This is a genomic window from Novosphingobium resinovorum (assembly GCF_001742225.1).
Classification (GTDB): Bacteria; Pseudomonadota; Alphaproteobacteria; order Sphingomonadales; family Sphingomonadaceae; genus Novosphingobium; species Novosphingobium resinovorum_A.
Genome location: NZ_CP017075.1, coordinates 3629387 through 3652683 on the forward strand (window position 1 = coordinate 3629387; position 23297 = coordinate 3652683).

General features: G+C 66.7%; 29 protein-coding genes and 1 pseudogene. 17 read left to right on the plus strand and 13 right to left on the minus strand.

Annotation, left to right across the window (positions count from 1 at the left end; translation table 11 throughout):
* Nucleotides 1-50 precede the first annotated feature (50 nt).
* A complete protein-coding gene (locus tag BES08_RS16880) occupies nucleotides 51-413 on the minus strand; it encodes a hypothetical protein (protein WP_069709008.1) in 363 nt (120 codons plus the stop codon).
* A 146-nt stretch (nucleotides 414-559) separates the two neighbouring features.
* Here BES08_RS16880 and BES08_RS16885 point away from each other — a divergent pair, with 146 nt between their 5' ends.
* The 5 genes and pseudogenes from BES08_RS16885 to BES08_RS16900 all read left to right on the plus strand — a co-directional run bounded on the left by BES08_RS16885 (nucleotide 560) and on the right by BES08_RS16900 (nucleotide 3917).
* Entirely contained in the window at nucleotides 560-1585 is a 1026-nt protein-coding gene (locus BES08_RS16885; RefSeq protein WP_008832620.1) for an NAD(P)H-dependent flavin oxidoreductase, read from the plus strand.
* Between the two features lie 11 nt (nucleotides 1586-1596).
* A complete protein-coding gene (gene purU, locus BES08_RS16890) occupies nucleotides 1597-2451 on the plus strand; it encodes a formyltetrahydrofolate deformylase (RefSeq protein ID WP_008832621.1) in 855 nt (284 codons plus the stop codon).
* 148 nt (nucleotides 2452-2599) lie between these two features.
* Nucleotides 2600-2662: pseudogene (locus BES08_RS34630) on the plus strand (VOC family protein); the annotation flags it as partial.
* 73 nt (nucleotides 2663-2735) lie between these two features.
* Nucleotides 2736-3002 carry a VOC family protein gene (locus BES08_RS16895; protein ID WP_231958065.1) on the plus strand — a complete coding sequence of 89 codons (267 nt, stop codon included), beginning with the start codon at nucleotides 2736-2738 and terminating at the stop codon, nucleotides 3000-3002.
* Between the two features lie 51 nt (nucleotides 3003-3053).
* Nucleotides 3054-3917, plus strand: a complete 864-nt coding sequence (locus tag BES08_RS16900) for a dienelactone hydrolase family protein (RefSeq protein ID WP_069709009.1) — start codon at nucleotides 3054-3056, stop codon at nucleotides 3915-3917.
* A 213-nt stretch (nucleotides 3918-4130) separates the two neighbouring features.
* Here BES08_RS16900 and BES08_RS16905 read toward each other — a convergent pair whose 3' ends face one another.
* From BES08_RS16905 to BES08_RS16915, 3 genes are read right to left on the minus strand one after another with little or no spacing between them, the layout of a single operon-like run.
* Nucleotides 4131-4397: a hypothetical protein gene (locus tag BES08_RS16905; protein WP_008832624.1), complete on the minus strand. Its 267-nt coding sequence runs from the start codon at nucleotides 4395-4397 to the stop codon at nucleotides 4131-4133.
* Between the two features lie 2 nt (nucleotides 4398-4399).
* Complete coding sequence (locus BES08_RS16910; RefSeq protein ID WP_069709010.1) at nucleotides 4400-4603, minus strand: type II toxin-antitoxin system antitoxin; 204 nt, start codon at nucleotides 4601-4603, stop codon at nucleotides 4400-4402.
* 7 nt (nucleotides 4604-4610) lie between these two features.
* Complete coding sequence (locus BES08_RS16915; protein WP_036528040.1) at nucleotides 4611-5522, minus strand: SPFH domain-containing protein; 912 nt, start codon at nucleotides 5520-5522, stop codon at nucleotides 4611-4613.
* A gap of 404 nt (nucleotides 5523-5926) precedes the next feature.
* Here BES08_RS16915 and BES08_RS16920 point away from each other — a divergent pair, with 404 nt between their 5' ends.
* The 7 genes from BES08_RS16920 (at nucleotide 5927) to BES08_RS16945 (ending at nucleotide 9798) form a co-directional block, all read left to right on the plus strand.
* Nucleotides 5927-6109, plus strand: a complete 183-nt coding sequence (locus tag BES08_RS16920; protein WP_008833220.1) for an HP1242/YdcH family protein — start codon at nucleotides 5927-5929, stop codon at nucleotides 6107-6109.
* A 77-nt stretch (nucleotides 6110-6186) separates the two neighbouring features.
* Nucleotides 6187-7173 (plus strand): TerC family protein, encoded by a 987-nt coding sequence (locus BES08_RS16925; RefSeq protein WP_008833219.1) that lies wholly within the window; start codon nucleotides 6187-6189, stop codon nucleotides 7171-7173.
* Nucleotides 7174-7250: 77 nt separating this feature from the next.
* Entirely contained in the window at nucleotides 7251-8162 is a 912-nt protein-coding gene (locus BES08_RS16930; protein ID WP_036528044.1) for a DMT family transporter, read from the plus strand.
* 4 nt (nucleotides 8163-8166) lie between these two features.
* Nucleotides 8167-8715 carry a pseudouridine synthase gene (locus BES08_RS16935; RefSeq protein WP_008833582.1) on the plus strand — a complete coding sequence of 183 codons (549 nt, stop codon included), beginning with the start codon at nucleotides 8167-8169 and terminating at the stop codon, nucleotides 8713-8715.
* Between the two features lie 38 nt (nucleotides 8716-8753).
* On the plus strand, nucleotides 8754-9194 hold the full coding sequence (trxC, locus tag BES08_RS16940) for a thioredoxin TrxC (protein ID WP_037522416.1): 441 nt from the start codon (nucleotides 8754-8756) through the stop codon (nucleotides 9192-9194).
* Between the two features lie 132 nt (nucleotides 9195-9326).
* A complete protein-coding gene (locus BES08_RS31890; RefSeq protein ID WP_231958067.1) occupies nucleotides 9327-9530 on the plus strand; it encodes a BrnT family toxin in 204 nt (67 codons plus the stop codon).
* On the plus strand, nucleotides 9496-9798 hold the full coding sequence (locus tag BES08_RS16945; RefSeq protein ID WP_172705224.1) for a helix-turn-helix domain-containing protein: 303 nt from the start codon (nucleotides 9496-9498) through the stop codon (nucleotides 9796-9798). Before BES08_RS31890 ends, BES08_RS16945 begins: the two co-directional genes overlap by 35 nt.
* Before the next feature lie 52 nt (nucleotides 9799-9850).
* On the opposite strand, the gene BES08_RS32990 is transcribed toward BES08_RS16945, so the two are convergent.
* The 8 genes from BES08_RS32990 to BES08_RS16980 form a co-directional block, all read right to left on the minus strand.
* Complete coding sequence (locus BES08_RS32990; protein WP_155986379.1) at nucleotides 9851-9994, minus strand: hypothetical protein; 144 nt, start codon at nucleotides 9992-9994, stop codon at nucleotides 9851-9853.
* On the minus strand, nucleotides 9991-11670 hold the full coding sequence (ybaL, locus tag BES08_RS16950) for a YbaL family putative K(+) efflux transporter (RefSeq protein WP_008833586.1): 1680 nt from the start codon (nucleotides 11668-11670) through the stop codon (nucleotides 9991-9993). Before ybaL ends, BES08_RS32990 begins: the two co-directional genes overlap by 4 nt.
* Before the next feature lie 93 nt (nucleotides 11671-11763).
* The gene (locus BES08_RS16955; RefSeq protein WP_069709011.1) at nucleotides 11764-12102 is read right to left on the minus strand and encodes a hypothetical protein; all 339 of its coding nucleotides are present in this window, start codon (nucleotides 12100-12102) and stop codon (nucleotides 11764-11766) included.
* 241 nt (nucleotides 12103-12343) lie between these two features.
* Nucleotides 12344-13330, minus strand: coding sequence for a quinolinate synthase NadA (gene nadA, locus BES08_RS16960; protein WP_008833588.1), 987 nt, complete (start codon nucleotides 13328-13330; stop codon nucleotides 12344-12346).
* A 237-nt stretch (nucleotides 13331-13567) separates the two neighbouring features.
* A complete protein-coding gene (locus tag BES08_RS16965; RefSeq protein ID WP_069709012.1) occupies nucleotides 13568-14278 on the minus strand; it encodes a hypothetical protein in 711 nt (236 codons plus the stop codon).
* Between the two features lie 76 nt (nucleotides 14279-14354).
* The gene (locus BES08_RS16970; RefSeq protein ID WP_069709013.1) at nucleotides 14355-15239 is read right to left on the minus strand and encodes an MBL fold metallo-hydrolase; all 885 of its coding nucleotides are present in this window, start codon (nucleotides 15237-15239) and stop codon (nucleotides 14355-14357) included.
* 68 nt (nucleotides 15240-15307) lie between these two features.
* Nucleotides 15308-15763 carry a DUF1465 family protein gene (locus tag BES08_RS16975; protein ID WP_069709014.1) on the minus strand — a complete coding sequence of 152 codons (456 nt, stop codon included), beginning with the start codon at nucleotides 15761-15763 and terminating at the stop codon, nucleotides 15308-15310.
* 268 nt (nucleotides 15764-16031) lie between these two features.
* On the minus strand, nucleotides 16032-16232 hold the full coding sequence (locus tag BES08_RS16980) for a YdcH family protein (protein ID WP_008833013.1): 201 nt from the start codon (nucleotides 16230-16232) through the stop codon (nucleotides 16032-16034).
* 250 nt (nucleotides 16233-16482) lie between these two features.
* On the opposite strand from BES08_RS16980, the gene BES08_RS31895 reads away from it, so the two are divergent.
* From BES08_RS31895 to tilS, 5 genes are all read left to right on the plus strand, one after another.
* Entirely contained in the window at nucleotides 16483-16638 is a 156-nt protein-coding gene (locus tag BES08_RS31895; RefSeq protein ID WP_008833012.1) for a YdcH family protein, read from the plus strand.
* Nucleotides 16639-16780: 142 nt separating this feature from the next.
* Nucleotides 16781-19057, plus strand: a complete 2277-nt coding sequence (gene ptsP, locus BES08_RS16985) for a phosphoenolpyruvate--protein phosphotransferase (protein WP_069709015.1) — start codon at nucleotides 16781-16783, stop codon at nucleotides 19055-19057.
* A gap of 150 nt (nucleotides 19058-19207) precedes the next feature.
* Nucleotides 19208-20179, plus strand: a complete 972-nt coding sequence (locus tag BES08_RS16990) for a helix-turn-helix domain-containing protein (protein WP_069709016.1) — start codon at nucleotides 19208-19210, stop codon at nucleotides 20177-20179.
* A gap of 198 nt (nucleotides 20180-20377) precedes the next feature.
* The gene (locus BES08_RS16995; protein WP_008832927.1) at nucleotides 20378-21361 is read left to right on the plus strand and encodes a tetratricopeptide repeat protein; all 984 of its coding nucleotides are present in this window, start codon (nucleotides 20378-20380) and stop codon (nucleotides 21359-21361) included.
* On the plus strand, nucleotides 21342-22337 hold the full coding sequence (tilS, locus tag BES08_RS17000; RefSeq protein ID WP_069709317.1) for a tRNA lysidine(34) synthetase TilS: 996 nt from the start codon (nucleotides 21342-21344) through the stop codon (nucleotides 22335-22337). The genes BES08_RS16995 and tilS overlap by 20 nt, the downstream gene beginning before the upstream one ends.
* A gap of 102 nt (nucleotides 22338-22439) precedes the next feature.
* Here the strand turns inward: tilS and BES08_RS17005 are convergent, their stop codons facing one another.
* Nucleotides 22440-23078 (minus strand): L,D-transpeptidase family protein, encoded by a 639-nt coding sequence (locus BES08_RS17005; RefSeq protein WP_069709017.1) that lies wholly within the window; start codon nucleotides 23076-23078, stop codon nucleotides 22440-22442.
* Nucleotides 23079-23297 lie beyond the last annotated feature (219 nt).

Consider the following 23297-nt stretch of genomic DNA (forward strand, 5'->3'; position numbering starts at 1 on the left):
GAAGCTATACGAACATGTAAGAGTAATCGGGAAACCCGATGAAACTTGATCTATTCTTCGGATTTTACGGCCCAGCACGTCGTGCGCAGCGAAACCAGCGTGTCGATGACGTGCAGATGGCACTCGCGCACCCGCGCCAGATCGCCGGCCTGCGTGGCCTTGCGCACTTCATCGGCAAGGACCTGCATCTTCGCGGCTGAAGGTTCGGGCAACTTGCGGCCGAGCATTACGATTTCCGTGGCGCGCGGGGCGCCGAGACCGGCGGTGGCCTGCGTACTCAACCGCAATGCGCCTTCGAGATCCAGAATGTCCTCGAACAGATGTTCGTCGATCGTTACGCCCTGCGCGGCGACCGCTTCCGGGCCCGACGGTGTCGTGGCTGCGGCATTCAGCGGTTCGTCGTCGTGTTGCATGTTGGAAATGACCCCCTGATTTCCATGTAACTGTGCCTCACCTGAACGAACTTGTCGCCATTTGGTTCCGTCGCTCGCCGCTTGTGCGGTGCGGCTCGTCACCCTATGGCGCACGGCTGAACAAAAATCCGGGCTATGGGAATTTCATGACCGCCTTCACCAAGACTTCCGCGCTGATGGCGCGCGGCTGCGAATTCCTCGGCACCGAGACCGCCATCCTGTGCGGCGCCATGTCCTGGGTTTCCGAGCGCAACCTCGTCTCCGCGATCAGCAACGCGGGCGGCTTCGGCGTGATCGCCTGCGGGGCGATGACCCCGGAACTGCTCGACACCGAGATCGCCGCCACCAAGGCGCTGACGTCCAAGCCCTTCGGCGTGAACCTCATCACCATGCACCCAATGCTGTTCGACCTGATCGACGTCTGCGCGAAGCACGGCGTGACGCATGTGGTGCTTGCGGGCGGCATTCCGCCCAAGGGCAGCGTCGAGGCGATCAAGGCCAATGGCGCCAAGGTCATCTGCTTCGCGCCCACGCTGGCGCTGGGCAAGAAACTGCTGCGCTCGGGCGCGGACGCGCTGGTGATCGAGGGTTCGGAAGCGGGCGGCCACATCGGCCCCGTCTCCACCTCGGTGCTGGCGCAGGAAATCCTGCCGAGCCTCGCCGCCGACAACCTCGTGTTCGTCGCGGGGGGCATCGGCCGGGGCGAGGCGATCGCCGGATACCTGGAGATGGGCGCGGCCGGCGTGCAGCTTGGCACCCGCTTCGCCTGCGCCAGCGAATCGATCGCCCATGAAGCGTTCAAGAAGGCGTTCTTCCGCGCCTCGGCCCGCGATGCGGTGGCATCGGTGCAGGTCGATCCGCGCCTGCCGGTAATCCCGGTGCGCGCGCTCAAGAACAAGGGCACCGAGGAGTTCACCGCCAAGCAGATCGAAGTCGCGCGCCTACTGGACGCGGGCGAGGTCGACATGGGCGAGGCGCAGCTCAAGATCGAGCACTTCTGGGCCGGCGCGCTGCGCCGCGCGGTGATCGACGGCGACGTCGAGAGCGGCTCGATCATGGCGGGCCAGTCGGTCGGCATGGTCGGCAAGGAGGAGCCGGTGGCCGAGATCATCGCCGCGCTCATGGCCGAGAGCGAGGCCGCGCTGACCAATCGCGGCGCCGTCGCGGCGTAAGGGGCAAGGGTATGGCCGAGCCGCTGATCCTCGCGTTTTCGTGTGCCGACCGCCCGGGCATCGTCGCCCGGGTGACGGGCTATCTCGCGCAGATGGGCGCCAACATCACCGAGGCGCAGCAGTTCGACGATCTGGAGCAGGGCCGCTTCTTCATGCGCGTGGCCTTCGATCCGGGCGCTACGGACCGCGAGGACATCCGCGAAGGCTTCGGTCCGATCGCGCACGAATACGGCATGGCCTGGTCGATGCAGCGCCGCGACCGGCCGCGCCGCGTCCTGCTGCTGGTCAGCAAGTTCGACCATTGCCTGGCGGACCTGCTCTATCGCCACCGCATCGGCGAGATTGCGATGGAGATCGTCGGCGTCGTCTCCAACCACCCGCGCGAGGCGATCAACACGCTGATGCTGGGGGACATTCCCTTCCATCACCTGCCGATGGCCAAGGGCGAGAAGGCCGCGCAGGAAGCGCAGATCCGCGCCATCGTCGATGAGACGCGCGCGGAACTGGTGGTGTTGGCGCGCTACATGCAGATCCTCTCTGACGAGATGGCGGGCTTCCTGTCGGGGCGCTGCATCAACATCCACCACTCGTTCCTACCGGGTTTCAAGGGCGCCAAGCCGTACCACCAGGCGCACGCGCGCGGGGTGAAGATGATCGGGGCGACCGCGCACTACGTGACGGCCGACCTCGACGAAGGGCCGATCATCCATCAGGACGTGGAGCCGGTGACGCACTCCGACACGCCCGAGGACATGGTCCGCAAGGGTCGCGACATCGAACGCCGCGTGCTGGCCGAGGCGGTGCGGCTGCATCTGGAGGACCGGGTGCTGCTGAACGGAGCGCGGACGGTGGTGTTCCGGAGCTGAGGCCCACCCCGTCCGGCTAGTTCGCTTCGCTCTCAAGCCTCCCGGCCCTCCCGCGAGCGGGAGGGCTATGCGCAGGTTTCGCATTCCCCTCCCGCTTGCGGGAGGGGGCAGGGGTGGGTTAATCCCTGCCCAACAAAGGGAGAGCACCATGCAGGTCAGCGGCATCGATCACGTCAACATCCTGACCGACGACCTCGAAGGCACCGCCACGTTCTACGAACGCGTACTGGGCCTGATCCGCAGCGAAAACCCCTCGATCCGCGCGGGCAACGGCGGGCTACTGGATGCGCGACGCAGGGGGGCTGCCGATCATTCACCTCGTCGATCGCACCACCGCTCCGGGGCGCTACGACGATTACCTGCCGGGCGAATCAACCAACGGTTTCCATCACGTCGCCTTGCGCTGCAGCGGCTTCGAGGAGACCCGCGCGAAGCTGGACGAACTCGGCCTCGACTACCGGTTCAACGATCTGACGCACATCGGCCTCAGGCAACTGTTCCTCGCCGATCCCAATGCCGTGAACCTGGAACTCAACTTCAACGGCGATTGAGGTCGCGCGAAGCTCTGCTAGGCTGCCGGGAAAGCAGCGAAAGGCCAGCCCATGTGTGACGACTATACCGCCGACGACTTCAGCCGCTTGGACCGCCGCGCGTTCTCGGTGCTGGGTGCCGGACTTGCGCTGACCGGGTGCGGAGCGGTGGCGGCGGAGAGCGGCGGCGAACTGACCGAGCGCATGGTTTCGATCACCACGGCGGACGGCGTGTGCGATGCGTTCTTCGTCCATCCGGGCCATAAAGCGGGTGGGGGCAAGCATCCCGGCATCGTGATGTGGCCTGACATTGCGGGCCTGCGTGATGCCAAGAAGATCATGGCCCGCAATCTCGCCGCGCAGGGCTATGCGGTCCTGGTGGTCAACCCGTACTATCGCTCCGGCCCAGCGCCGGTGATGAAGAGCTTCGCCGAGTACCGTACGCCCGAAGGTCAGGCGAAAGTCGGCCCGATGCGCGCGATGCTCACGCCCGAGGCGATCACGCGCGATGCGACGGCCTACGTGGCGTTCCTCGACGGACAGGACGCGGTGGACACCAAGCGCGGGATCGGCAGCAACGGCTACTGCATGGGCGGGCCGTTCACCGTGCGCACGGCGGCGGCGGTGCCGGGGCGGGTGAAGGCGGCGGTGTCGCTTCACGGCGCGGGGCTGGTGACCGAGGCGCCGGACAGTCCGCACCGGGTTCTGGGCAAGACGAAGGCGAGCTACATCTTCGCCATCGCCCGCAACGACGACGCCAAGCAGCCCGAGGTCAAGACCGAACTGCGCAAGGCCGCCGATGCGGCGAAGCGTCCGGCTGAGGTGGAAGTCTACGCCGCCGACCACGGCTGGTGCGTGCCGGATTCCCCCGCCTACGATCCGGGCGAGGCGGACGGGGCGTGGAAGGCGATGGTGGCGGTTTTCGCGAAGTTGTAGGGCCCACGTCGTCCCGGACTTGATCCGGGACCGCTGGCTGTCTTTAGGTGGGCGTTATCGGCCAGGGCTTCGACAAGCTCAGCCTGAGCGGTTTTGAGAGCAGGTCTTTAAATTCCGCTCAGGCTGAGCTTGTCGAAGCCGCGGCGGCGCGCGCCGACAGATGGGCTGTTCACGGCCAGCGGTCCAGGATCAGGTCCGGGACGACGGACCGCCTCAATCCCCGCCCCAGCGCCACTTCCAGCCGCCGCGCGTGTGGCGCGCGGCGATCACCATGAACACGCCCGTCACCAGCAGCACGCCGACGAAGGACGCGGTCCGGGCGCCCAGCGTGCCGCCGGTCCCCGGCAGCGCGATCCCGACGATAATGGCGAGGTAGGCCGCCAGCAGCGCCCACCCCTGCCACGCGATCGGCAGCCCCGCGCCGTAGCCGTAGCGCTTGGGGGCGAACCACGGATCATTCTCGAACAGCTTGTGCAGCATGATCAGTCTCCATCCTTCGGCGGACGTCCGCGCCTTGCCGGTTCGCCCGCCTCGACCTTGACGCCGCGCCGGGCGAGGGCCTCGCGCAGCAGCACTTCGACTTCGGCGTTCACCGAGCGCAAGTCCGCCGCCGCCGCCCGCTCCAGCGCTGCGTAGAGCGCCGGATCGAGACGGAGCGCGAACGCCTTCTTGCCGGGAGACGCCATGGGGTCGTTACGAGTAGAGCGTGCCGGTGTTGACGACGGGCTGGGTATCCCGCTCGCCGCAGAGCACGACCATCAGGTTCGAAACCATCGCCGCGCGGCGCTCGTCGTCGAGTTCGACCACGTTCTTTTCCGAGAGCTGCGCCAGCGCCATCTCGACCATCGACACCGCGCCCTCCACCAGCTTGCGCCGCGCGCCGATGACGGCCTCGGCCTGCTGGCGGCGCAGCATGGCCCCGGCGATCTCTGGCGCGTAGGCGAGGTGAGTGAGGCCGCACTCGTCCACCGTGATGCCCGCCACCTGCAGGCGGGCGATCAGTTCGGTGCGCAGTTCGGCATTCACCTGCTCGTGGCTGCCACGCAGGGTGATCTCGGCATCCTCGACGTCGTCATAGGCGTAGCGCGATCCGATCGAGCGCACGGCGGCCTCGATCTGGACGTTCACGAAGGCCTTGTAGTCATCCACGTCGTAGAGCGCCTGGGCGGTGTCGGCGACGCGCCAGACGACGTTGGTGGCGATCTCGATCGGGTTGCCGCGAAGGTCGTTCACCTTGAGCTTTTCCGAGACAACGTTGTTGGCGCGGGCCGAGATTTTCGTCTTGCCCATCCACGGCCAGACCCAGCGCAGGCCGGGGGTGCGATCGGTGCCCTTGTAGCTGCCGAACAGCGTGATCGCGGCGGCCTGGTTGGGCTGGATCATGTAGAAGCCGCTGAGGATCAGAACGTTCATGATCACCGCCGGGAGGATGAAGGCGAGGAAGCCCAGCACCGTGCCCGGTCCCGGATCGCCGCCGGCCAGCGTGACGACGCAGAACACGATCGCCACGAGCAGCGCCAGGAACACTATGAGCATCAGGTAGCCGCTCCGGGTCGAGGCGATGCTCTCCCGGCTGGCGTTGATGGGCAGATGCGAATCGGACATCGGTGGCACCCCTCTAAAAGTGATATCATATTAATATCGGATTTTGAGGCAGAAGCAATCCTCCCTGTCGCGCAGCGATGGGGAGGGGGACCGCCGCCGCAGGCGGTGGTGGAGGGGGAGGGGAAGGGGCGCGCGGGTTCCCCCTCCGTCAGTCGCATTGCGACTGCCACCTCCCCATCGCTGCGCGATAGGGAGGATCGATGGGTTGAACTCGGAGCGATTCGGTCGTATTAGAGCCTTTGCGGGCCGGGCCCCTCTGGCGCGGCGTGATCGGGAACTTCCCTCACGCCTCGTGATGTCGGACCGCATCGGGTGATACCGGTGCAGGTTCAGCATTGTTTTCTTACGCAACCCCAGCGCCGCTCATCCGATCGAACTTCAACCCGTTCGATAGGGATACGATAATGACCGAACGCATGTTCCGCCTGCTAGAGCTGCACCAGAAGCTCGACGCCGCGATCCGCCGCATGAAGACAGGCCGCCACAAGGACCCGCTGGAGGTCGCCCGGCTGATGAAACGGAAAACCAGGCTCAGGGACAGGATGGCGCGGCTGCTGCCGCCCGCGCGCGCACTCGCCAGCCTGTAACCCGCGCGCCGGCGCGCTTTCCTCCCCCGATCCTGCGCGCCGGCGCCTCCGTTTCCCCCTGAACAGGGCACGTCATCATGGAATTTCTCTTCGCCGACTGGCTGGGTACGCCCGCCTGGTTCTGGCTTTCGTTCGCGGCCGTCGTGCTGCTGCTCACCGCCTTCGACCTCGGCGTCCTGCACAAGGACGACAAGGAGATGGGCATCGCCGAATCGCTGAAACTGTCGGTGTTCTACATCGGCATCGCCATGATCTTCGGCGCGTGGATCTGGTGGGCCAAGGGCTCCGCACCGGCGATCGACTATTACACCGGCTACTTCATCGAGAAGGCGCTTTCGATCGACAACGTCTTCGTCATATCGATGATCTTCGGCTACTTCGCGATCCACCCCAAGTACCAGTATCGCGCGCTGCTGTGGGGCATCCTTGCCGTCATCGTGCTGCGAGGGGCTATGATCGCGGGCGGCGCGGCGCTGGTCGCCCATGCCCACTGGGTCATGTACCTGTTCGCCGCCTTCCTGATCTTCACCGGGATCAAGATGCTGTTCACCAGCGACCAGGACCCGGACATCGGCAACAACGCCGCGATCCGCTGGATCTCGCGCCACATGCGCGTGACCAAGCAGCACCACGCCGAGCACTTCTTCGTGAAGGAGGCCAACGCGAAGGGCCACCTCGTCTGGGCAGCGACGCCGCTGTTCCTGGCGCTGGTGGTGATCAACCTGGCCGACCTGGTCTTCGCGATCGATTCGGTGCCGGCGATCTTCTCGATCACGACCGATACCTTCATCGTCTACACCTCGAACATCATGGCGATCCTGGGCCTGCGCGCGCTCTACTTCGCGCTGGCGGCGATGGTGCATCGTTTCCACTACCTGAAGTATGCGCTGGCGCTGGTGCTGGTGTTCATCGGCGGCAAGATCCTGATCGCCGACTTCGCGCTGGGCGGCGCGAAGTTCCCGCCGCTCGCGAGCCTCGGCATCACGCTGGCGCTGATCGCGGGTGGGGTGGGCTGGTCGCTCTGGAAGACAAGAGGGGAAGAGACGGCGCAGTTGCCGAATTGATCCTGCTTTGTTGACGATCCGGGCGGCGCGCCAATAAGCAGGTGCGCCGCCCGCGCCATGCCGCTAGGACGCGGGCCATGAGCACTGCTCCCGCCCTGTCCGTCCCCGAAGTCCGACCCGGCCATGACTGGACCGCGCGCCATCTCCTCGCGCTGCTGGCCGCCAACGTCGCGCTGGCGCTGGGGGCATGGCTGGTGCGGCTTGCCGATACCGGGCCGGTCGCCGCCGGGTTCTGGCGCCTGACCCTCGCGCTGCCGGTGCTCGTGCTGCTCGCCGGACGTGAGCCTGCGGTGCAGCGCAGGATGTCGCCGGGGGTGATCGCGCTGGTCATGGCGGCGGGGGTGTTCTTTGCCCTGGACCTGGCCGCCTGGCATTTCGGCATCGTGCGGACAAAGGTGGGCAATGCCTCGCTGTTCGGCAATTCGGGCAGTCTGATCGTGATGGTCTGGGGTCTTGCCACCGCCCGGCGCGCGCCGCGCGTGCTGGAAGTCAGCGCCATCCTCGCCGCGCTGGCGGGAGCGGGCTTGCTGATGGGCGGATCGCTGGAGATCAGCCGCACGAACCTCGTCGGAGACTTGTTCTGCCTGCTCGGCGGAGCCTTCTACGCGGTCTATCTCATCATGCTGAACGGCGTGCGGCAGGGCAGGGGGCAATATTCGCTGCTCGCCGTCTCGACCGCCGCGAGCGTGCCGGTGATGCTGCTCGCCGCGGTGCTGCTGGGCGAAGTCATCATGCCGCGCGACTGGACGCCGCTGGTCGCGCTCGCGCTGTCGAGCCAGCTGATCGGGCAGGGTTTCCTGATCTACTCGCTGCGCCATTTCACACCGCTGGTGATCGGCCTCGCGTTGATGGCGCAGCCGGCGCTGGCGGCCACTGTCGGCTGGCTCGCCTTCGGAGAGACGCTGGGCACGATCGACGTGGTCGGCATGGTGCTGCTCGCCGTGGCGCTGGCGATGGCGCGCGCCGCAGACAAGCCCGCGAAGGATTGATCGCATGCCCCGCCTGATCCTGCTCAACAAGCCGTTCGACGTGCTGCCGCAGTTCACCGACCTCAAGTCTCCCAGCCCGCGCGCGACGCTGTCGGACTTCGTGAAGGTGTCGGGCGTCTACCCCGCCGGGCGACTCGACCGCGACAGCGAGGGGTTGCTGCTGCTGACCGACGACGGCCGCCTGCAGGCGCGCATCTCGAACCCGCGCTACAAGACGCCCAAGACCTATCTCGTGCAAGTCGAGGGAGAGCCGGACGAGGCCGCGATCCAAACGCTGTGCAAGGGTGTCACGCTGAACGATGGCCCGACGCTGCCCGCTGATGCCCGCCGCATCGACACGCCCGACCTGTGGCCGCGCAATCCGCCGGTGCGCTTCCGCAAGACCGTGCCGGACTGCTGGATCGAACTGACCTTGCGCGAAGGCCGTAACCGGCAGGTCCGCCGCATGACCGCCGCCGTCGGCCACCCGACCCTGCGCCTCGTGCGCTGGCGCATTGGCGACTGGACCCTCGATGGCATCGCGCCGGGCGAGTGGCGCGAAGTGGCGGTCTGAGTCGCGCGCTCCTACATCGATGGTGAGGAGACGTGTCCATGTCCGATAACAGAATCGTCGTTTGTCCCCGCTGCACGACGTCTAACCGGGTGCCGGTCGAACGGCTGGGCGCCGGCGGCACATGCGGCAAGTGCAGGGCGGCCCTCTTCGCCGGGGCGCCGGTCACCCTGACCACAGCGAATTTCGATGCTCATGCGGGGCGCAGCGACCTGCCGCTGCTGGTCGATTTCTGGGCCGCGTGGTGCGGTCCCTGCCGCCAGATGGCTCCGGCCTTCGCGGCGGCGGCGGCGCAGCTGGAGCCCGAGATGCGCCTCGGCAAGCTCGACACCGAGGCGGAAGGGGCGATCGCCGGGCACTACGGCATCCAGTCCATCCCGACCCTCGTTCTGATCCACAAGGGCCGGGAGATCGCGCGCAAGTCCGGTGCGATGCCGCCCGGCGCGATCGTCGCCTGGGCACGGGCCGCGGCGGCTGGGTAAGTCGCCGGATGGACGGGGTTTAACTTCCCGTGTTATATGCGATGCCCATAGTCACGGGCGACGGAGTTCGCGTTCGACCCCGCCAAGGACGAGGCCAATCTGGTCAAGCACGGCTTGCGGCTGGCGTTCGGGATGCGGATTTTCGAGGATACGCGGCATGAGGTCTTACCTTCGTTTCGCTTGGTCTATGGCGAAGATCGCTACAAGGCGGTGGGCTTGGTGGACGGTAAGTTGTTCACGGTCGTGTACGTCTTGAGAGACGATCGGGTCAGGCTGATATCTGTTCGACGGAGCAATGCTGGTGAACAAAGAGACTACGATCGCAATTCCGGCTGACCCCAACGATCCCGAGGATTTTGACGTAAGCGTGGCCGGGCTGGAACGCGCCCATATCGGACGGCGGTTTCGCATTCTGCGGCATCGCCTCGGCTTGGACCAGGCGCAGTTCTCGGCCGCCTATGGCATTCCGCTCGCCAACTTGCGCCAGTACGAACTGGCTCGCCACATGCCGCCACCCGCCGTGCGCGCCTATCTCACGGTCATCGAGGCCGAACCGGAGATGGTGCGCAAGGTCATGGCGCAGGCAGCCGGAGTGCCTGCCTAGACTACGACTGCCTTTGATGACGGCGAGAACGTCGACCCAAACCTGTCTCGTTTCAGTGCGGCAATGACGGGAAGGCGCCGTAGCCCGGCACCTCCCCGTGGTTCATCACGCAGGCGGTGGGGACGGCGACGGCCAGCACGATCCCGCCCCAGACCGCCCATTTGAACCAGCCGGGCGGTTTTCTCCTCGCCCTCATGCCGACTTCACGTCCGGTACGGCGGCGATGCGGCTGGCGCTGGCGCCGATCAGTTCGAGCATCTGCCGTGCGATCTCCCGCTCGCCCAGCACCACCTTGTCGCAGCCGTGCTCCACCAGATGCGCGAACTGCGCGTCCGAGTGGGCGCGGGCGATCACCGAGAGGTCGGGGCGCAGCTTGCGGGCGGCCTCGCAGATCGCGCCCGCCTCGAAGCCTTCGGGGATGGCGATGAGCATGCGGTTGGCGCGCTCGATGCCCGCTTCCCTCAGGACATCGGGCTCCACCGCGTTGCCGGTGACGACTTCGAAGCCTTCGGCGCGGGCCTCGCGGGCGAGATCGCTCTGCGCTTCGATCAGCAGCACGGCGGTCGGGGTGGCGCGCAGGCCGTGCGCCACCAGCTTGCCGACGCGGCCGTAGCCGACGAGGATGACGTGCTCCTCGCGCTTTTTCTCGTGCTCGATCTCCGCCTGTTCGGCCTGCTCCTCCATCTGCTTCTTGACGGAACCGGTGCTGCCGACCGCGAAGTTGAAGATGAAGGGGTTGAGGAAGATCGAGATGATCGCGCCTGCCAGGATGAGGTCGCGCCCGGCCTCGGGCAGCAGCCCCAGCCCGGCGCCCAGCCCGGCGAGGATGAACGAGAACTCGCCGATCTGCGCAAGGCTGGCGGAGATCGTCAGCGCCTTGTCGTTCTCGTAGCCGAAGGCGCGCACGATCAGCCAGGCGGCCAGCGACTTGCCGACCACGATCGTCAGGACGGTGACCAGCAGCGGGATCGGCTGCTCGGTCACCACCGAGGGGTCGAACAGCATGCCCACCGAAACGAAGAACAGTACCGCGAAAGCGTCGCGCAAGGGCAGGGTCTCCTCGGCGGCGCGGCGGGAGAGCTGCGTTTCGCCCAGGATCATGCCTGCGAAGAAGGCACCCAGCGCGAAGCTGACGTCGAAGGCATAGGCCGCCCCGAACGCCACGCCGAGAGCCACCGCAAGGACGGCAAGGCGGAACAGCTCGCGCGATCCGGTGTGGACCACCCAGTGCAGCGCCCAGGGCAGCACGCGGCGCCCGACGATCAGCATCAGCGCCACGAAGCCCGCGACCTTGAGGAGCGTGGTCGAGATCACCCATGGCAGGCTTGCCGCGCCGTCGCCTCCCGAGAGGCCCGAGGCCAGCGCAGGCAGCAGCACCAGCGCGAGGACCATGACGAGATCCTCGACGATCAGCCAGCCGACGGCGATGCGTCCGCGCTCGGTCTCGACGAGGTTGCGGCTTTGCAGCGCGCGCAGCAGGACCACGGTACTCGCCACCGAGAGCGCGAGGCCGAAGACGAAGCCGGCGGCAAGGTCCCAGCCCATCATGTAGCCGATGCCGATGCCCAGCAGGGTCGCGACGGCGATCTGCACGAGTGCGCCGGGGATGGCGATGTTCTTCACCGCCAGCAGGTCCCGCAGCGAGAAATGCAGGCCGACGCCGAACATGAGGAGAATCACGCCGATCTCGGCGAGTTCCTGTGCGAGCCCGGCATCGGCGACGAAGCCGGGCGTGAAGGGGCCGACCATGACCCCGGCGAGAAGATAGCCCGCGATCGGAGAGACCCGCAGGCGATGGGCGAGCGCCCCCATGAAGAAGGCGATCACCAGACCGGCGACGATGGTGCCGATCAGGGGAGTGTGATGAGGCATTGGATGTCCCGTGCTTCGCTGCCGGGACGCGCTGGAATGCGCCGCTCCGGCCTTGCTGAAACTGTCGGATCGGCATTGCGATCCGGCGGCGTGTCAGGCGAAGGGCGGGGCTCTGGGCTGCGACAGCGCGCAGCGCCAGCCGGGCGGGCCGGAGGCTGCGGCCGGGGCAGGGCAGGCGCGGGCGTCCCGTGCTTCCCGGTCCTGGGAAGAGGAGGCGAGCAACATCCCCCTGCCGAGCGGGTCACGCTGGGGGGCGAGCTTGCGCACGGCAGCCACGCGCAGGGAGTGGCCGGTCGATACCTCGACCGTAGAAGGGCTGAATGCCGAGCCGGAGGCGCGGGCCTCGATCGGGATCAGCGCGTGCGCGAAGACGGCGGCCAGCAGCAGCAGGCACCAGACCTTCAGTTTCCTCAGGATGAGGACATCACGCAAGTTTCAGGGCTCCCCGGTTCGTTCCCATACAACATAGGAAGCGCGAAGAGGTTTCGCCAGTCGTCGTCCCGGACTTGATCCGGGACCGGTGGCTTGTCTTTAGAGTGATGCCTTACCTTGAATCGTCATTGCGAGCGCAGCGAAGCAATCCAGAGCAGTCTTACACCGCCCTGGATTGCTTCGCTTCGCTCGCAATGACGAAGGGTTGGGTCATCGCGCTTCAGGCGGGACGACGAAGCCCTCAACGCGCGCCCAGGTCGCCCTTGCCGATCGTCCCGCTGGCCATCTCCAGCATGCGGTCGAGGCTCTTCTTCGCCGCCAGACGCAGCGGTTCCTCGATCTCGACGCGCGGGGACAGGTCACGCAGCGCGATGTACAGCTTCTCGAGGTTGTTGAGCGCCATGTAGGGGCAGATGTTGCAGTTGCAGTTGCCGTCCGCACCGGGCGCGCCGATGAAGGTCTTGTTCGGGATCGAGAGCTGCATCTGGTGGATGATGTGCGGCTCGGTCGCCACGATCAGCGTGTCGCCGGGCATGGTCTTCGCATACTGCAGGATGCCACTGGTCGAGCCGACGTAGTCCGCATGATCGACGATGTGCGGCGGGCATTCAGGGTGCGCGGCGATCGGCGCATTGGGATGCTCGGCGCGCAGTTTCAGCAGTTCGGTCTCGCTGAACGCCTCGTGCACGATGCACACGCCCGGCCACAGCAGCATCTCGCGGTTGAACTTGCGCGCGAGGTAGCCGCCGAGGTGACGGTCGGGGCCGAAGATGATCTTCTGGTCGAGCGGGATCTGCTGCAGGATCGTCTCGGCGCTGGAGCTGGTGACGATGACGTCGGACAGCGCCTTAACCTCGGTCGAGCAGTTGATGTAGGTCAGCGCGATGTGATCGGGGTGCGCCTCGCGGAACGCCTTGAACTTCTCCGGCGGGCAGGAATCTTCCAGGCTGCAGCCGGCGTTGAGATCGGGCAGCACGACGATCTTGTTCGGGGAGAGGATCTTGGCGGTGTCGGCCATGAACTTCACGCCGCAAAAGGCGATGACGTCGGCATCGGTTTCCGCCGCCTTGCGGCTCAGTTCGAGGCTGTCGCCCACGAAGTCGGCAAGGTCCTGAAGCTCGGGCTTCTGGTAGTAATGGGCGAGGATGACCGCATTGCGCTCCTTGCGCAGGCGCTCGATCTCGGCGCGCACGTCGATGCCTGAGAGGTCGGCGGGCATTACGGTCATGGTCGTTCCTGTACATCCTCGCCCGAACCTTGCTGCGGGCGGGGTCTATCTAGGGACGCTGGCCCAAGGACCCAAGCGGAATTTTCGCAGATCGCGGCCGTCGCCTGATCCTCCCTGTCGCGTAGCGATGGGGAGGTGGCAGCCCGCAGGGCTGACGGAGGGGGCTCCCCCTCCACCACCCGCTATGCGGGCGGTCCCCCTCCCCATCGCTGCGCGACAGGGAGGACAGCAGGACATCTATCCCGCGAATTGCGCCGCGAACGCGACCCACGGCGGCGTGATCGCCAGCAGCTCGACAAGGACATGCGCCAGCACCACCGCCAGCGCGACGGTCACGGTGGCAGGATGGACGCGGCCTATCGTGCGCCGGTCGTGCCGCACGATCAGCGCGACCATGCCAAGCTGGATCGCCATCGACAGCCACTCGCCCCAGGGCATGATGAAAGGCATCGGCAGGACCCGGCCGAGCGCAGGGTCCATGATGAGGATGGTGGAGCCCAGGATCAGCCGCTTGTGCCAGTCCGCACGGCCACGCAGCGCAACGGCGCCGCCGACCATCATCACGAAGATCAGCATCGAGACATGGATCAGCGCGAGGAAATAGGCCGGCGGGAAGAACGGAGGGAACATGCCGGTGCGAAGCCCGGCGAAGCAGGTCAGGCTGGTCAGCACGGCGATGGTGGGCAGCATGACTGCACTCGCCCAGCCGAGCCGTCGGTGCAGTTCCAGCCCACTGCCATTGCCCAGCAGCGCCTGCGTCGTCACGAGGGCGAGCCAGCCGAGCATGACCACGCCATGGACATGAAAGATTACCGGCACTTGCGTAACGGGCACGAAGCCGCGCAGACCGAATTGCGCAAAGGCGAAGACGATGAACAGGCTGAGCCCGATCGTCATCTTCGCCCAGAACGAGACGCGCGAAACCTGCGCTGCGGCTGCGGTTGCCATGAATTTGCCTCCACCCGTGATGGTGGCGGATAGTAATGCATGGCGGGTTGTACGGCGAATACTTGTCGACGAACGCCTAATTCGCGGCGATCAGCGTCCATTCATCTTCATTGCGCATTGTAATGCCGCGTTTTTCAAGATCGAGAAGATGGGCCAATACCGAACGCCCGGCGGCGGGCCAGAGCCTTTCGTCGACGCCCTTGTACATCAGCGGCACCATCGCGGCGATGGAGGTCACCCCCGATTCGATCTGGCGCAGGATCTGCCGCTCGCGCTGGCGGCGGTGGCCGATCATCCCGCGCACGAGCTGGCGCGGCTTTGTCACTTCCGGGCCGTGGGCGGGGTAGTAGACCACGTCCTGCTCGCGCTCGTAGAGGCGGGCGAGGCTTTCCATGTAGGCGGTCATGTCGCCGTCGGGCGGGGAGACGACGCTGGTGGACCAGCCCATGACATGATCGCCGGTGAACAGCGCGCCGGTTTCCTCAAGCGCGAAGCACAAGTGGTTGGAAGTATGGCCCGGCGTCGTGAGCGCGCGCAGGGTCCAGCCTTTGCCCGTAACCACCTCGCCGTCGGCGAGCACGCGGTCGGGCGCGTAGTTGGCATCGAACGAGGCATCCGCGCGCGGGCCGTCGTCGCTCAGCACCAGCGGCGCGCAGCCGACAATCGGCGCGCCGGTCAGCGCGGCGAGGGGGGCAGCGGCGGGCGAGTGGTCGCGGTGGGTATGAGTGCAGCAGATCGCCACCACCTTGTCACCGCCGATCGCCGCCATCAGCGCGCCCAGATGCTCGGCCTCGTCCGGGCCGGGATCGATGACGGCCACTTCGCCATCGGTGCCTACCAGATACGTCTGGGTGCCGGTGAAAGTGAAGGGCGACGGGTTGCGCGCCAGCACCCGGCGGACCAGCGGGCCGATGGTTTCGGCCACCGTGTAGGGCCGGTCGATCTCTGCAGCAGCGTTCATGGGCGCGATATGGGGTGGATGAAGCGCCGTGTCGACCTTGAGGGCGGTTATGGCACCGCCGAGTGCCGTCAGGTGCCGGTCGCGACCTCGCCCTCGATCCGTTCTCGAAGCTGCTCGATCGCGCCGAAAGCCGCAGGTGTGGTCAGCCGCCAGAACTGGTCGAGGCGAAGGAGGCGGTCGTAGAACAGGCGCGTGGCCTCGACGAGCCGGGCGGTGGCGGGCTCCAGAAGAAGGGCATGCGCAGGGTCCGACTGGCGCATCGCGGGCGACAGGCGGCCATGGCGGCGTAGCTGCAAGTCACTGATCTCGCCGATGAAGTAGGCGCGATGATTGAGCACCCAGGCGATTGCATGCATCATCCGTGTCGTGGTGCGGAGCCCCTCGCTGGAGAGCGCGACGCGGCCGGGATCTCCGTCGATCCGCCCGGACAAGGTGAACGCTGCGCGCACTTCGTCGGACAGGACGAGCGCCTCGCAATAGAGCGCCTCGACGATGCGCGGATTGATGGTCGCCGGTTTCGACATGGCCCTTCGTATTTCCTACCGGCGAATCGGCGGCAAGCGGGGGCGAATCGATAATCCCGCGCAAATATCGCGCTGTCCCTGAACGGCACGGCGGCAGGGTGAACGAAAGTTAATCCTGATCGCTCGAAAACGGCGTAAATCCTCCCTGTCGCGCAGCGATGGGGAGGGGGACCGCCGCGAAGCGGTGGTGGAGGGGAAGAAAACCCCTCCGTCAGTCGCTTCGCGACTGCCACCTCCCCATTCCTACGGAACAGGGAGGATTGCGCGATTACGCGATGATGTCGGGGATCAGGTAGTCCTCGATCTGCGCGATCTGGTCCTTGAGGCGCAGCTTGCGCTTCTTGAGTCGCGCGATCTGCAGCATGTCGCCGCCGCCACCCGCGTTCATCAAAGCATCGATCGCCGCGTCGAGGTCGCGATGTTCGACTTTCAGGATTTCGAGGCGCTTGCGCATTTCCTCTTCGGTCACGCCGGAATTCCTTAAGTTTCAAGCCTGTGCACGGGCGGGACCGAATCCTGCCGAACGCATGATTCACGCAACTCACCGATATGAAGCAAGTGGGGTCTTCGCAAGGTCCTCCGATTGTGGTTCCTTGGTTTTTGCGCCGGCCCACCAGTGTCGAGTCGCCCGATCAGGTCGCTCGTCATGGCTCTTACGAGAGCACCGTTCGCACACAGTCGCAAGACAAGGGTCCGGCCCCTATAAGGAGGAACGTCCAATGGATAATTCGCACGTCAGCGCTCTGCAGCTCAAGCATGCCGGTATCGAACGGCAGATCCACGAGGAATTGAGCCGCCCGATCCCTGATGCCGCGGTCGTCCAGTCTCTCAAGAAGCGCAAGCTTCGCATCAAGGAGGAGATCGGGCGGTTCTGATCGCCGATCTCAGTCTTGTAGAGGGTCCTGAGCGCGGAGAATTCCACCGGACAACCGGGTAATTCCCGATATCACCCGCATAAGCTGAATCGACGGCATCCGCTGCGTTCCCAAAGCCATGACTTTGCGTTACGCCAGAAGAATGACCAGCGGAGCCGTCGAAGCAGCCCGAACCATTCTCACGAGCCTTCACGAGGTGATGGCCTCGCGCAGCAATGCGCAGACCAAGCTCAACAACGTGGTGGAAGTGATAGGCGAGTGCCTCGATAGCGAGGTCTGCTCGATCTACCTGCTGCGTGAGGGAATGCTCGAACTCTTCGCCACGCGCGGTCTTGCGCAGGAGGCGGTCCACGTCACCCGCATGGCGGTGGGCGAAGGTCTGGTGGGCTCCATCGCCGACCGGATCGAGACGCTGAACTTGGCGGAAGCGGCCGCGCATCCCGACTTCATGTACCGCCCGGAAACGGGCGAGGACAAGTTCCACTCCTTCGCCGGCGTCCCCATCGTCCGCCGCGAACGCGCGGTCGGCGCGCTCTGCGTCCAGCACGTCGAGCCGCGCCGCTACGAAGAGGTGGAGATCGAGGCGCTGCAGACGGTGGCGATGGTTCTGTCCGAACTCATCGTCAATGCCGACCTCATCGACGAGGAAGATGCGCGCGCGCTCACTGCCGCCCAGACCGGGCCGGAGCAGATGCGCGGCCTGACGCTGGTGAAGGGCCTCGCATCGGGCGTCGCCGTCTACCACCAGCCGCGCGTCACCATCGAGCACATCGTCGCCGAGGATACCGAGGCCGAGCGCCAGCGCGTCATCCTCGCCTTCGACCGCATGCGCGAACAGATCGACCGGATGGCCAACCAGGCCGAGTTCGGCATGGGCGGCGAGCATGACGAAGTGCTCGAGACCTACCGCATGTTCGCCTACGACGAAGGCTGGACGCGCCGCATCAACGAAGCGATCGACAGCGGCCTGACGGCGGAAGCGGCGATCGAGCGCGTGCAGCAGCGCACCCGCATGCGCATGCGCCAGATCGACGACCCGCTCCTCGCCGACCGCATGCACGACCTCGAGGATCTGGCGAACCGCCTGCTGCGGATCGTCTCGGGCCAGATCGGCACGGCGGCTTCGATGGGGTTGCGGAACGACGCGATCCTGATCGCGCGCAACCTTGGCCCGGCGGAACTGCTGGAATACGACAAGCGGCGGCTCAAGGGCGTGATCCTCGAGGAAGGCTCGCTCACCAGCCACGTCGTCATCGTCGCGCGGGCGATGGGCATCCCGGTACTCGGCCGCGTGCGGGGCCTGCGCGGCATCGTGCGCGAAGGCGATCCGCTGCTGCTCGACGCCGATCAGGGCACGACGATGGTGCGCCCGTCGCCCGGCGTGGTCGAGGCGTTCGAGGCGCGTTTTGCGAAGAACCGCGAACGTCAGGCCGTCTATGCGGGCATGCGCGACGTGGCTGCGACCACGCTCGACGGCACCCGCATCAAGGTGATGATCAACGCGGGGCTGCGTGACGACGTCGCCAACCTCAACCTGACCGGCGCGGACGGCATCGGCCTGTTCCGCACCGAGTTCCAGTTCCTCGTTTCCGCCACGCTGCCGCAGCGTGAGAAGCAGACGCGCCTCTACCGCGACGTCATGGATGCCGCCGGCGATCGCCCGGTCGTGTTCCGCACGGTCGATATCGGCGGCGACAAGACGCTCCCCTACTTGCGCCACGACGACGGCGAGGGAGAGGAGAACCCCGCGATGGGCTGGCGCGCGCTGCGCGTGGCGCTGGAGCGCGACGCGCTGCTCAAGGCGCAGGCCCGCGCGCTGCTGGAAGCGGCGGCGGGGCGGCCGCTCAATGTGATGTTCCCGATGGTCGCAGAGCCCTGGGAGTTTGATGCGGCCAAGGCCGTGTTCGACGGTCAGCTCGCCTATCTGCGCCGTCAGAAGAAGGTGCTGCCCGAGGCCATCCGCTACGGCGTGATGCTGGAAGTGCCCTCGCTGGCCGAACAGCTGGACCTGCTGGCGCCGAAGATCGCGTTCCTGTCGATCGGCACGAACGACCTCACGCAGTTCCTCTTCGCGGCCGACCGCTCGAACCCCAAGCTGGCCGAGCGCTACGACTGGCTGAGCCCGGCGATCCTGCGCTTCCTGCGCCGCGTCGTGCGCACGCTGGAGGGCACGCCGGTCGATATCAGCGTCTGCGGTGAGATGGGCGGGCGGCGGCTCGAGGCACTGGCGTTGCTGGGCCTCGGCGTCCGGCGCCTGTCGATCACCCCGGCGGCGGTCGGTCCGATCAAGGAACTTGTCGGCAAGGTCGACCTGCCCGCGATCACGGCCGCGATGGAGGGGTGGCTCGCCGCGCCGCCAGCCGATTTGCGCGGCACGATGACGGCGTGGGCGGCCGAGCGGGACATCGCGATCGACTGAATTGATGCTCCGGAACGGCCCGCGCCAGTCCGGATGACGATTTGCCCTATAAATTTGACCGGAACGGGCGGCGCCTGATTGACTTTATCCGGTCAGAAGGTTTGGTTAGGCACCGTTCAGGTCGCATCTACCACGCCAAACGGAGCGGAATTGGAAAACGTCGAAACCCAAGGGCTTGCGCGCGGACCGCAGAGCGTCGGAAGCCAGCTTCGTGCGGGGCGTGAGGCGCTGGGCAAGAGCCGCGCGGATATCGCGTCGCAGACCAAGATCGCCGAACGTCATCTGATCGCGCTCGAGGAGGACCGCCTTGGCGATCTGGCCGCGCGGACTTATGCCGTGGGCTTCGCGCGGACTTATGCCCGGGCGGTGGGCCTCGACGAGCAAGTCATCGCCGCCAAGGTGCGCGAGCAGCTCGATCACGAAGCCGGCGACCGCGTCGAATATGTCCCGAGTTTCGAGCCGGGCGACCCCGCCCGCGTCCCGACCCGCCGCCTCGCGTGGCTGGCGGTGATCGGCGTCATCGTGGTCGTCGGAGCGCTGGTGATGTTCTGGAGCAACTTCCTTTCACCCGAAGGCCAGTTGCCCGATCTCGTCGCCGAGCAGACCGCTGCGCCTGCCGCGCCCAAGGCAGCCGCTCCCGTGGCGCCTCCGCCGGCACAGGCCAATGGCCCGGTCGTGCTGACCGCGACCGGGGACAAGGTCTGGGTCAAGGTGACCGACGCCAAGGGCGACCAGGTGCTGCAGAAGGAACTCGCCAAGGGTGAGAACTGGACCGCGCCGACGGCCATCCCCGGCCTGCAACTGCGTACCGGACGCCCCGATGCCCTGCAGATTTCGGTAGGCGGCAAGGCTATCGCGCCGCTTTCTATCGAGCCGCGCCTCGTTACCGGCGTTTCGCTGGCGGCTGCGGACCTTCTTGCACGCGGCACCGGAGCGGCGGTTCCGGTAGCGCAGGCTCCGGCAGAGCAGGCTCCGGCCGCCGTGCCCGTACCGGCCGTGACGCGCGCACCTGCTGCCGTGCCGGTGCGCCGCCCGGCTCCGCGTCCTTCCGTCAGAACTGCCCCGCGCGAGCCGACCGAGGCCCCGACGCCGGAATCGTTGCTGCCGCCCAGCGCCCAGTAACTGCCCAGTAAAGGCTGCGACCACTCCTTCCGGTCCGGTGCTTTCCACGACTTCCGACCGCCTCCGGCTCGACAGGCGGGGCCGCCTCGGGCAACACCCGTAGCCGGTCCATTGGTTAATCCCCGGTTTCACCCGTCGCTGGCATGGCGCGGCCATAGTTTCGGACGGTGATGGTCCCGGCATGGAGATGATTTGGCGATGAAACGTACCCTTGGCGCAATCGGCGGAACCTCCCGCGCGCGGTGGCTGGCCACGGTAGCGGCGGCCTCGGTCCTGTTCGGCGCGGCTCCGGCCATTGCACAGGACGCCAACACCAACTTGCGGCTCAACAAGGTTGAGGCCGAAGTGCGCGCGTTGCAGCGCAAGGTCTTCCCGGGCGCCGACGGCAAGTTCTTCGAACCCCAGATCAGCGGCACCCCGACGCCGACCCCGGCCCCCGGCGCGCCTTCGACCACGCCGCTGTCCGATGTGCTGACACGGATGGACGCCGTCGAAGCCCGGATGGCGCAGCTGACCGCGCAGGTCGAGCAGAACACCAATCGTATCGGCCAACTGGAAGCCAAGCTGGCGGCGGCCGCGCCTGCGCAGTCCGATTTCGTGCCCGGTCCGTCAGCGACCGGGCCGATGCCTTCCGGTTCTGTCCCAGCGTCCTCCGGTCCGGCCCCGCTGCCGATGCCGGTTGCCGCGGCCCCGCGCCCCGCGCCCACGCCTGTAGCGGCGGCACCCAAGCCGACCGCGCCTTCGAACTCGCGGATCGACGGGGTCAAGGCCATCGTCAAGCCGCAGAGCGCCGATCCCGGCGATGACGAATACAGCTACGGCTTCCGTCTCTGGGAAGCGAAATACTATCCCGAGGCACAGCAACAGCTGAAGCTCTACCTCGAAAAGTACCCCAAGCATGCACGCGCCAGTTTCGGCCGCAACCTGCTGGGCCGCGCCTACCTCGACGATGGCAACCCGGGCGAGGCGGCCAAGTGGTTCCTCCAGAACTTCCAGACCGACAAGCGCGGCGATCGCGCCTCGGACAGCCTGCTGTACCTTGCGGTCTCGATGAAGCAGCTCAAGGACACCAAGCGGGCCTGCATCGCGCTGTCCGAGTTCAGCGAGACTTATGCGGCCGAAGCGGCCGGACGTCTGGCGGGCATCTACAACACCACGCGCAATGGGCTTGCCTGTAGCTGAGGTCGATCGCTTCCGCGCCGATCTTGCCGCGATCTGGCCTGACCGGATCGACGACGGGACGGCGCGGTTGGGCATCGCCGTGTCGGGAGGGCCAGACAGCCTTGCCCTGCTGCTGCTCGCCCATGCGGCGCTGCCCGGGCGTGTGGAAGCGGCAACTGTAGATCATGGCCTGCGTCCCGAAAGCGCGGCCGAGGCGGCGGAAGTCGCCCGTGTCTGCGCCGGACTGGGGGTGCCTCACGTCACGCTGACGGTGCAAGTCGCGCCCGGCAATGTACAGGCGGAGGCGCGGTTGGCGCGTTATGCCGCCATGGCCGGGTGGGCAGCCGAACGCGGGCTCGCGGCGCTGGCGACTGCGCATCACGCTGACGATCAGGCGGAGACGCTGCTCATGCGGCTCAACCGGGCGAGCGGCGTGGCGGGTCTGGCTGGTACGCGCGGGCGGGGGAGGGTGCCGGAAGCGGAGCTGCCGCTGCTGCGGCCAGTGCTCGACTGGCGGCGCATGGAACTCGGCGTGGTGGTCGAGGCGGCGGGACTGGTCGCTGCGCAGGATCCCAGCAACATCAACGATCGCTTCGATCGGGTGCGTATCCGCAAGGCGCTGGCGGAGGCCGACTGGCTCGACGTTGCCGCCATCGCCCAGAGCGCGGTGCATATCGCCGAGGCCGACGCCGCGCTCGACTGGATGGCGGCGCTCGAATGGCGATCCTGCGTGACGAAGGAGCCGATGGGCCTCAAGTACCGCCCGCAGGCGCCGCGTGCAGTGGCCTTGCGCGTGGTGGCGCGGATCGTACGCGAACTCGACGGTGAGGACGCACGGGGCGGGGCGATCGCACGGCTGGTCGATGGGCTTTCGCAGGGACAGCCTGCCTCTATCGGCAAACTGGTGGCGCGGCCCAACGCAGGCGGGTGGAGCTTTGCGAAAGCGCCGGTCAGGGCGCCGGTGCGGCGGATCAAAAGCCCACCCCGCTGCGACTAGGCGATACATCGCCAACTCTCGCGGCCCTCCCGCAAGCGGGAGGGCGAACACTGCGCTCTCATTCCCCTCCCGCTTGCGGGAGGGGGCAGGGGTGGGCCTTCCTCAGCCCCCGATCAGGCTGTCGCCCATGCCGACCTGCTTGCCCTTGGTGATATAGACCTTGTCGCCGATCTTCGTGGTGTCGAACAGCTTCGCTGCGAAGGCATCGGGCATGCCAACGCAGCCGTGGCTGGCATAGCCCAGCGCCACGTCGGAACCGTGGAGGGTAATGCCGTCGTTGGTCAGGCGCTGCATGTAGGGCATCGGCGCGCCGGTGTAGATGTTGGAGACGTGGTCCTTGTCCTTCTGGGTGATCGGGAAGATCCCCAGCGGGGTCGGCTTGTCCGCCGTGCCCAGCAGCACCGCTGCCGCGCCGATTTCGTAGCCGCCGCGGAAGACGGAAATCACGCGGGCCTCGAGGTCCACGGTGACGACGATCGGGCCGGGGGGCACGTCATGCTCGTCCCAGTGCCATTCGCCGTACCTTATCGCGCCCTTGATCGGCAGGATGCGCTTGATGACGAAGGGCTCGTCCTTCGCGGGGACCGATGGTTTCGCGGCAGGTTTGGGCGCGGGTTGCGAGAGCTTTGCTTCGGCCAGCGATGCGGGTGCGGGCTTTTCGGGCTCGGCTGCGACGATCAGCACGCCGGCGATGGCGGCAAGGGCGACGAAGCCTGAGGCTAGGAAGATGCGCGCGTCCACTTGGTATTGTTCCGATTCCTTTGGTGAATCCGCTTCTGGCAGGGCGGCCTTAGCATCGCGTAAATGGCGGTTAGGTGCCAGTATAAGTGGTGGAAGGAAGGAGGCAGGAAGGCCCACTCCCGGCCCCTCCCGCAAGCGGGAGGGGAGCAGAAAGGGGTGTTCGCCCTCCCGCTTGCGGGAGGGCCGGGAGGCTTGGCGGTTTACCGCCTAGCCGGATGG

Coding starts and splice junctions, on each gene's coding strand:
- tilS (WP_069709317.1), top strand. CDS start 21,342: ATGGGCTTGCCTGTAGCTGAGGTCGATCGCTTCCGCGCCGATCTTGCC.
- BES08_RS16925 (WP_008833219.1), top strand. CDS start 6,187: ATGGAATTTCTCTTCGCCGACTGGCTGGGTACGCCCGCCTGGTTCTGG.
- BES08_RS16970 (WP_069709013.1), bottom strand. CDS start 15,239: ATGAACGCTGCTGCAGAGATCGACCGGCCCTACACGGTGGCCGAAACC.
- BES08_RS31890 (WP_231958067.1), top strand. CDS start 9,327: ATGCGGATTTTCGAGGATACGCGGCATGAGGTCTTACCTTCGTTTCGC.
- BES08_RS16900 (WP_069709009.1), top strand. CDS start 3,054: ATGTGTGACGACTATACCGCCGACGACTTCAGCCGCTTGGACCGCCGC.
- nadA (WP_008833588.1), bottom strand. CDS start 13,330: ATGACCGTAATGCCCGCCGACCTCTCAGGCATCGACGTGCGCGCCGAG.
- BES08_RS16920 (WP_008833220.1), top strand. CDS start 5,927: ATGACCGAACGCATGTTCCGCCTGCTAGAGCTGCACCAGAAGCTCGAC.
- BES08_RS16935 (WP_008833582.1), top strand. CDS start 8,167: ATGCCCCGCCTGATCCTGCTCAACAAGCCGTTCGACGTGCTGCCGCAG.
- ybaL (WP_008833586.1), bottom strand. CDS start 11,670: ATGCCTCATCACACTCCCCTGATCGGCACCATCGTCGCCGGTCTGGTG.
- trxC (WP_037522416.1), top strand. CDS start 8,754: ATGTCCGATAACAGAATCGTCGTTTGTCCCCGCTGCACGACGTCTAAC.
- BES08_RS16910 (WP_069709010.1), bottom strand. CDS start 4,603: ATGGCGTCTCCCGGCAAGAAGGCGTTCGCGCTCCGTCTCGATCCGGCG.
- purU (WP_008832621.1), top strand. CDS start 1,597: ATGGCCGAGCCGCTGATCCTCGCGTTTTCGTGTGCCGACCGCCCGGGC.
- BES08_RS16885 (WP_008832620.1), top strand. CDS start 560: ATGACCGCCTTCACCAAGACTTCCGCGCTGATGGCGCGCGGCTGCGAA.
- BES08_RS16880 (WP_069709008.1), bottom strand. CDS start 413: ATGCAACACGACGACGAACCGCTGAATGCCGCAGCCACGACACCGTCG.
- BES08_RS16895 (WP_231958065.1), top strand. CDS start 2,736: ATGCGCGACGCAGGGGGGCTGCCGATCATTCACCTCGTCGATCGCACC.
- BES08_RS16965 (WP_069709012.1), bottom strand. CDS start 14,278: ATGGCAACCGCAGCCGCAGCGCAGGTTTCGCGCGTCTCGTTCTGGGCG.
- BES08_RS16995 (WP_008832927.1), top strand. CDS start 20,378: ATGAAACGTACCCTTGGCGCAATCGGCGGAACCTCCCGCGCGCGGTGG.
- BES08_RS16975 (WP_069709014.1), bottom strand. CDS start 15,763: ATGTCGAAACCGGCGACCATCAATCCGCGCATCGTCGAGGCGCTCTAT.
- BES08_RS16905 (WP_008832624.1), bottom strand. CDS start 4,397: ATGCTGCACAAGCTGTTCGAGAATGATCCGTGGTTCGCCCCCAAGCGC.
- ptsP (WP_069709015.1), top strand. CDS start 16,781: ATGACCAGCGGAGCCGTCGAAGCAGCCCGAACCATTCTCACGAGCCTT.
- BES08_RS16915 (WP_036528040.1), bottom strand. CDS start 5,522: ATGTCCGATTCGCATCTGCCCATCAACGCCAGCCGGGAGAGCATCGCC.
- BES08_RS31895 (WP_008833012.1), top strand. CDS start 16,483: ATGGATAATTCGCACGTCAGCGCTCTGCAGCTCAAGCATGCCGGTATC.
- BES08_RS16930 (WP_036528044.1), top strand. CDS start 7,251: ATGAGCACTGCTCCCGCCCTGTCCGTCCCCGAAGTCCGACCCGGCCAT.
- BES08_RS32990 (WP_155986379.1), bottom strand. CDS start 9,994: ATGAGGGCGAGGAGAAAACCGCCCGGCTGGTTCAAATGGGCGGTCTGG.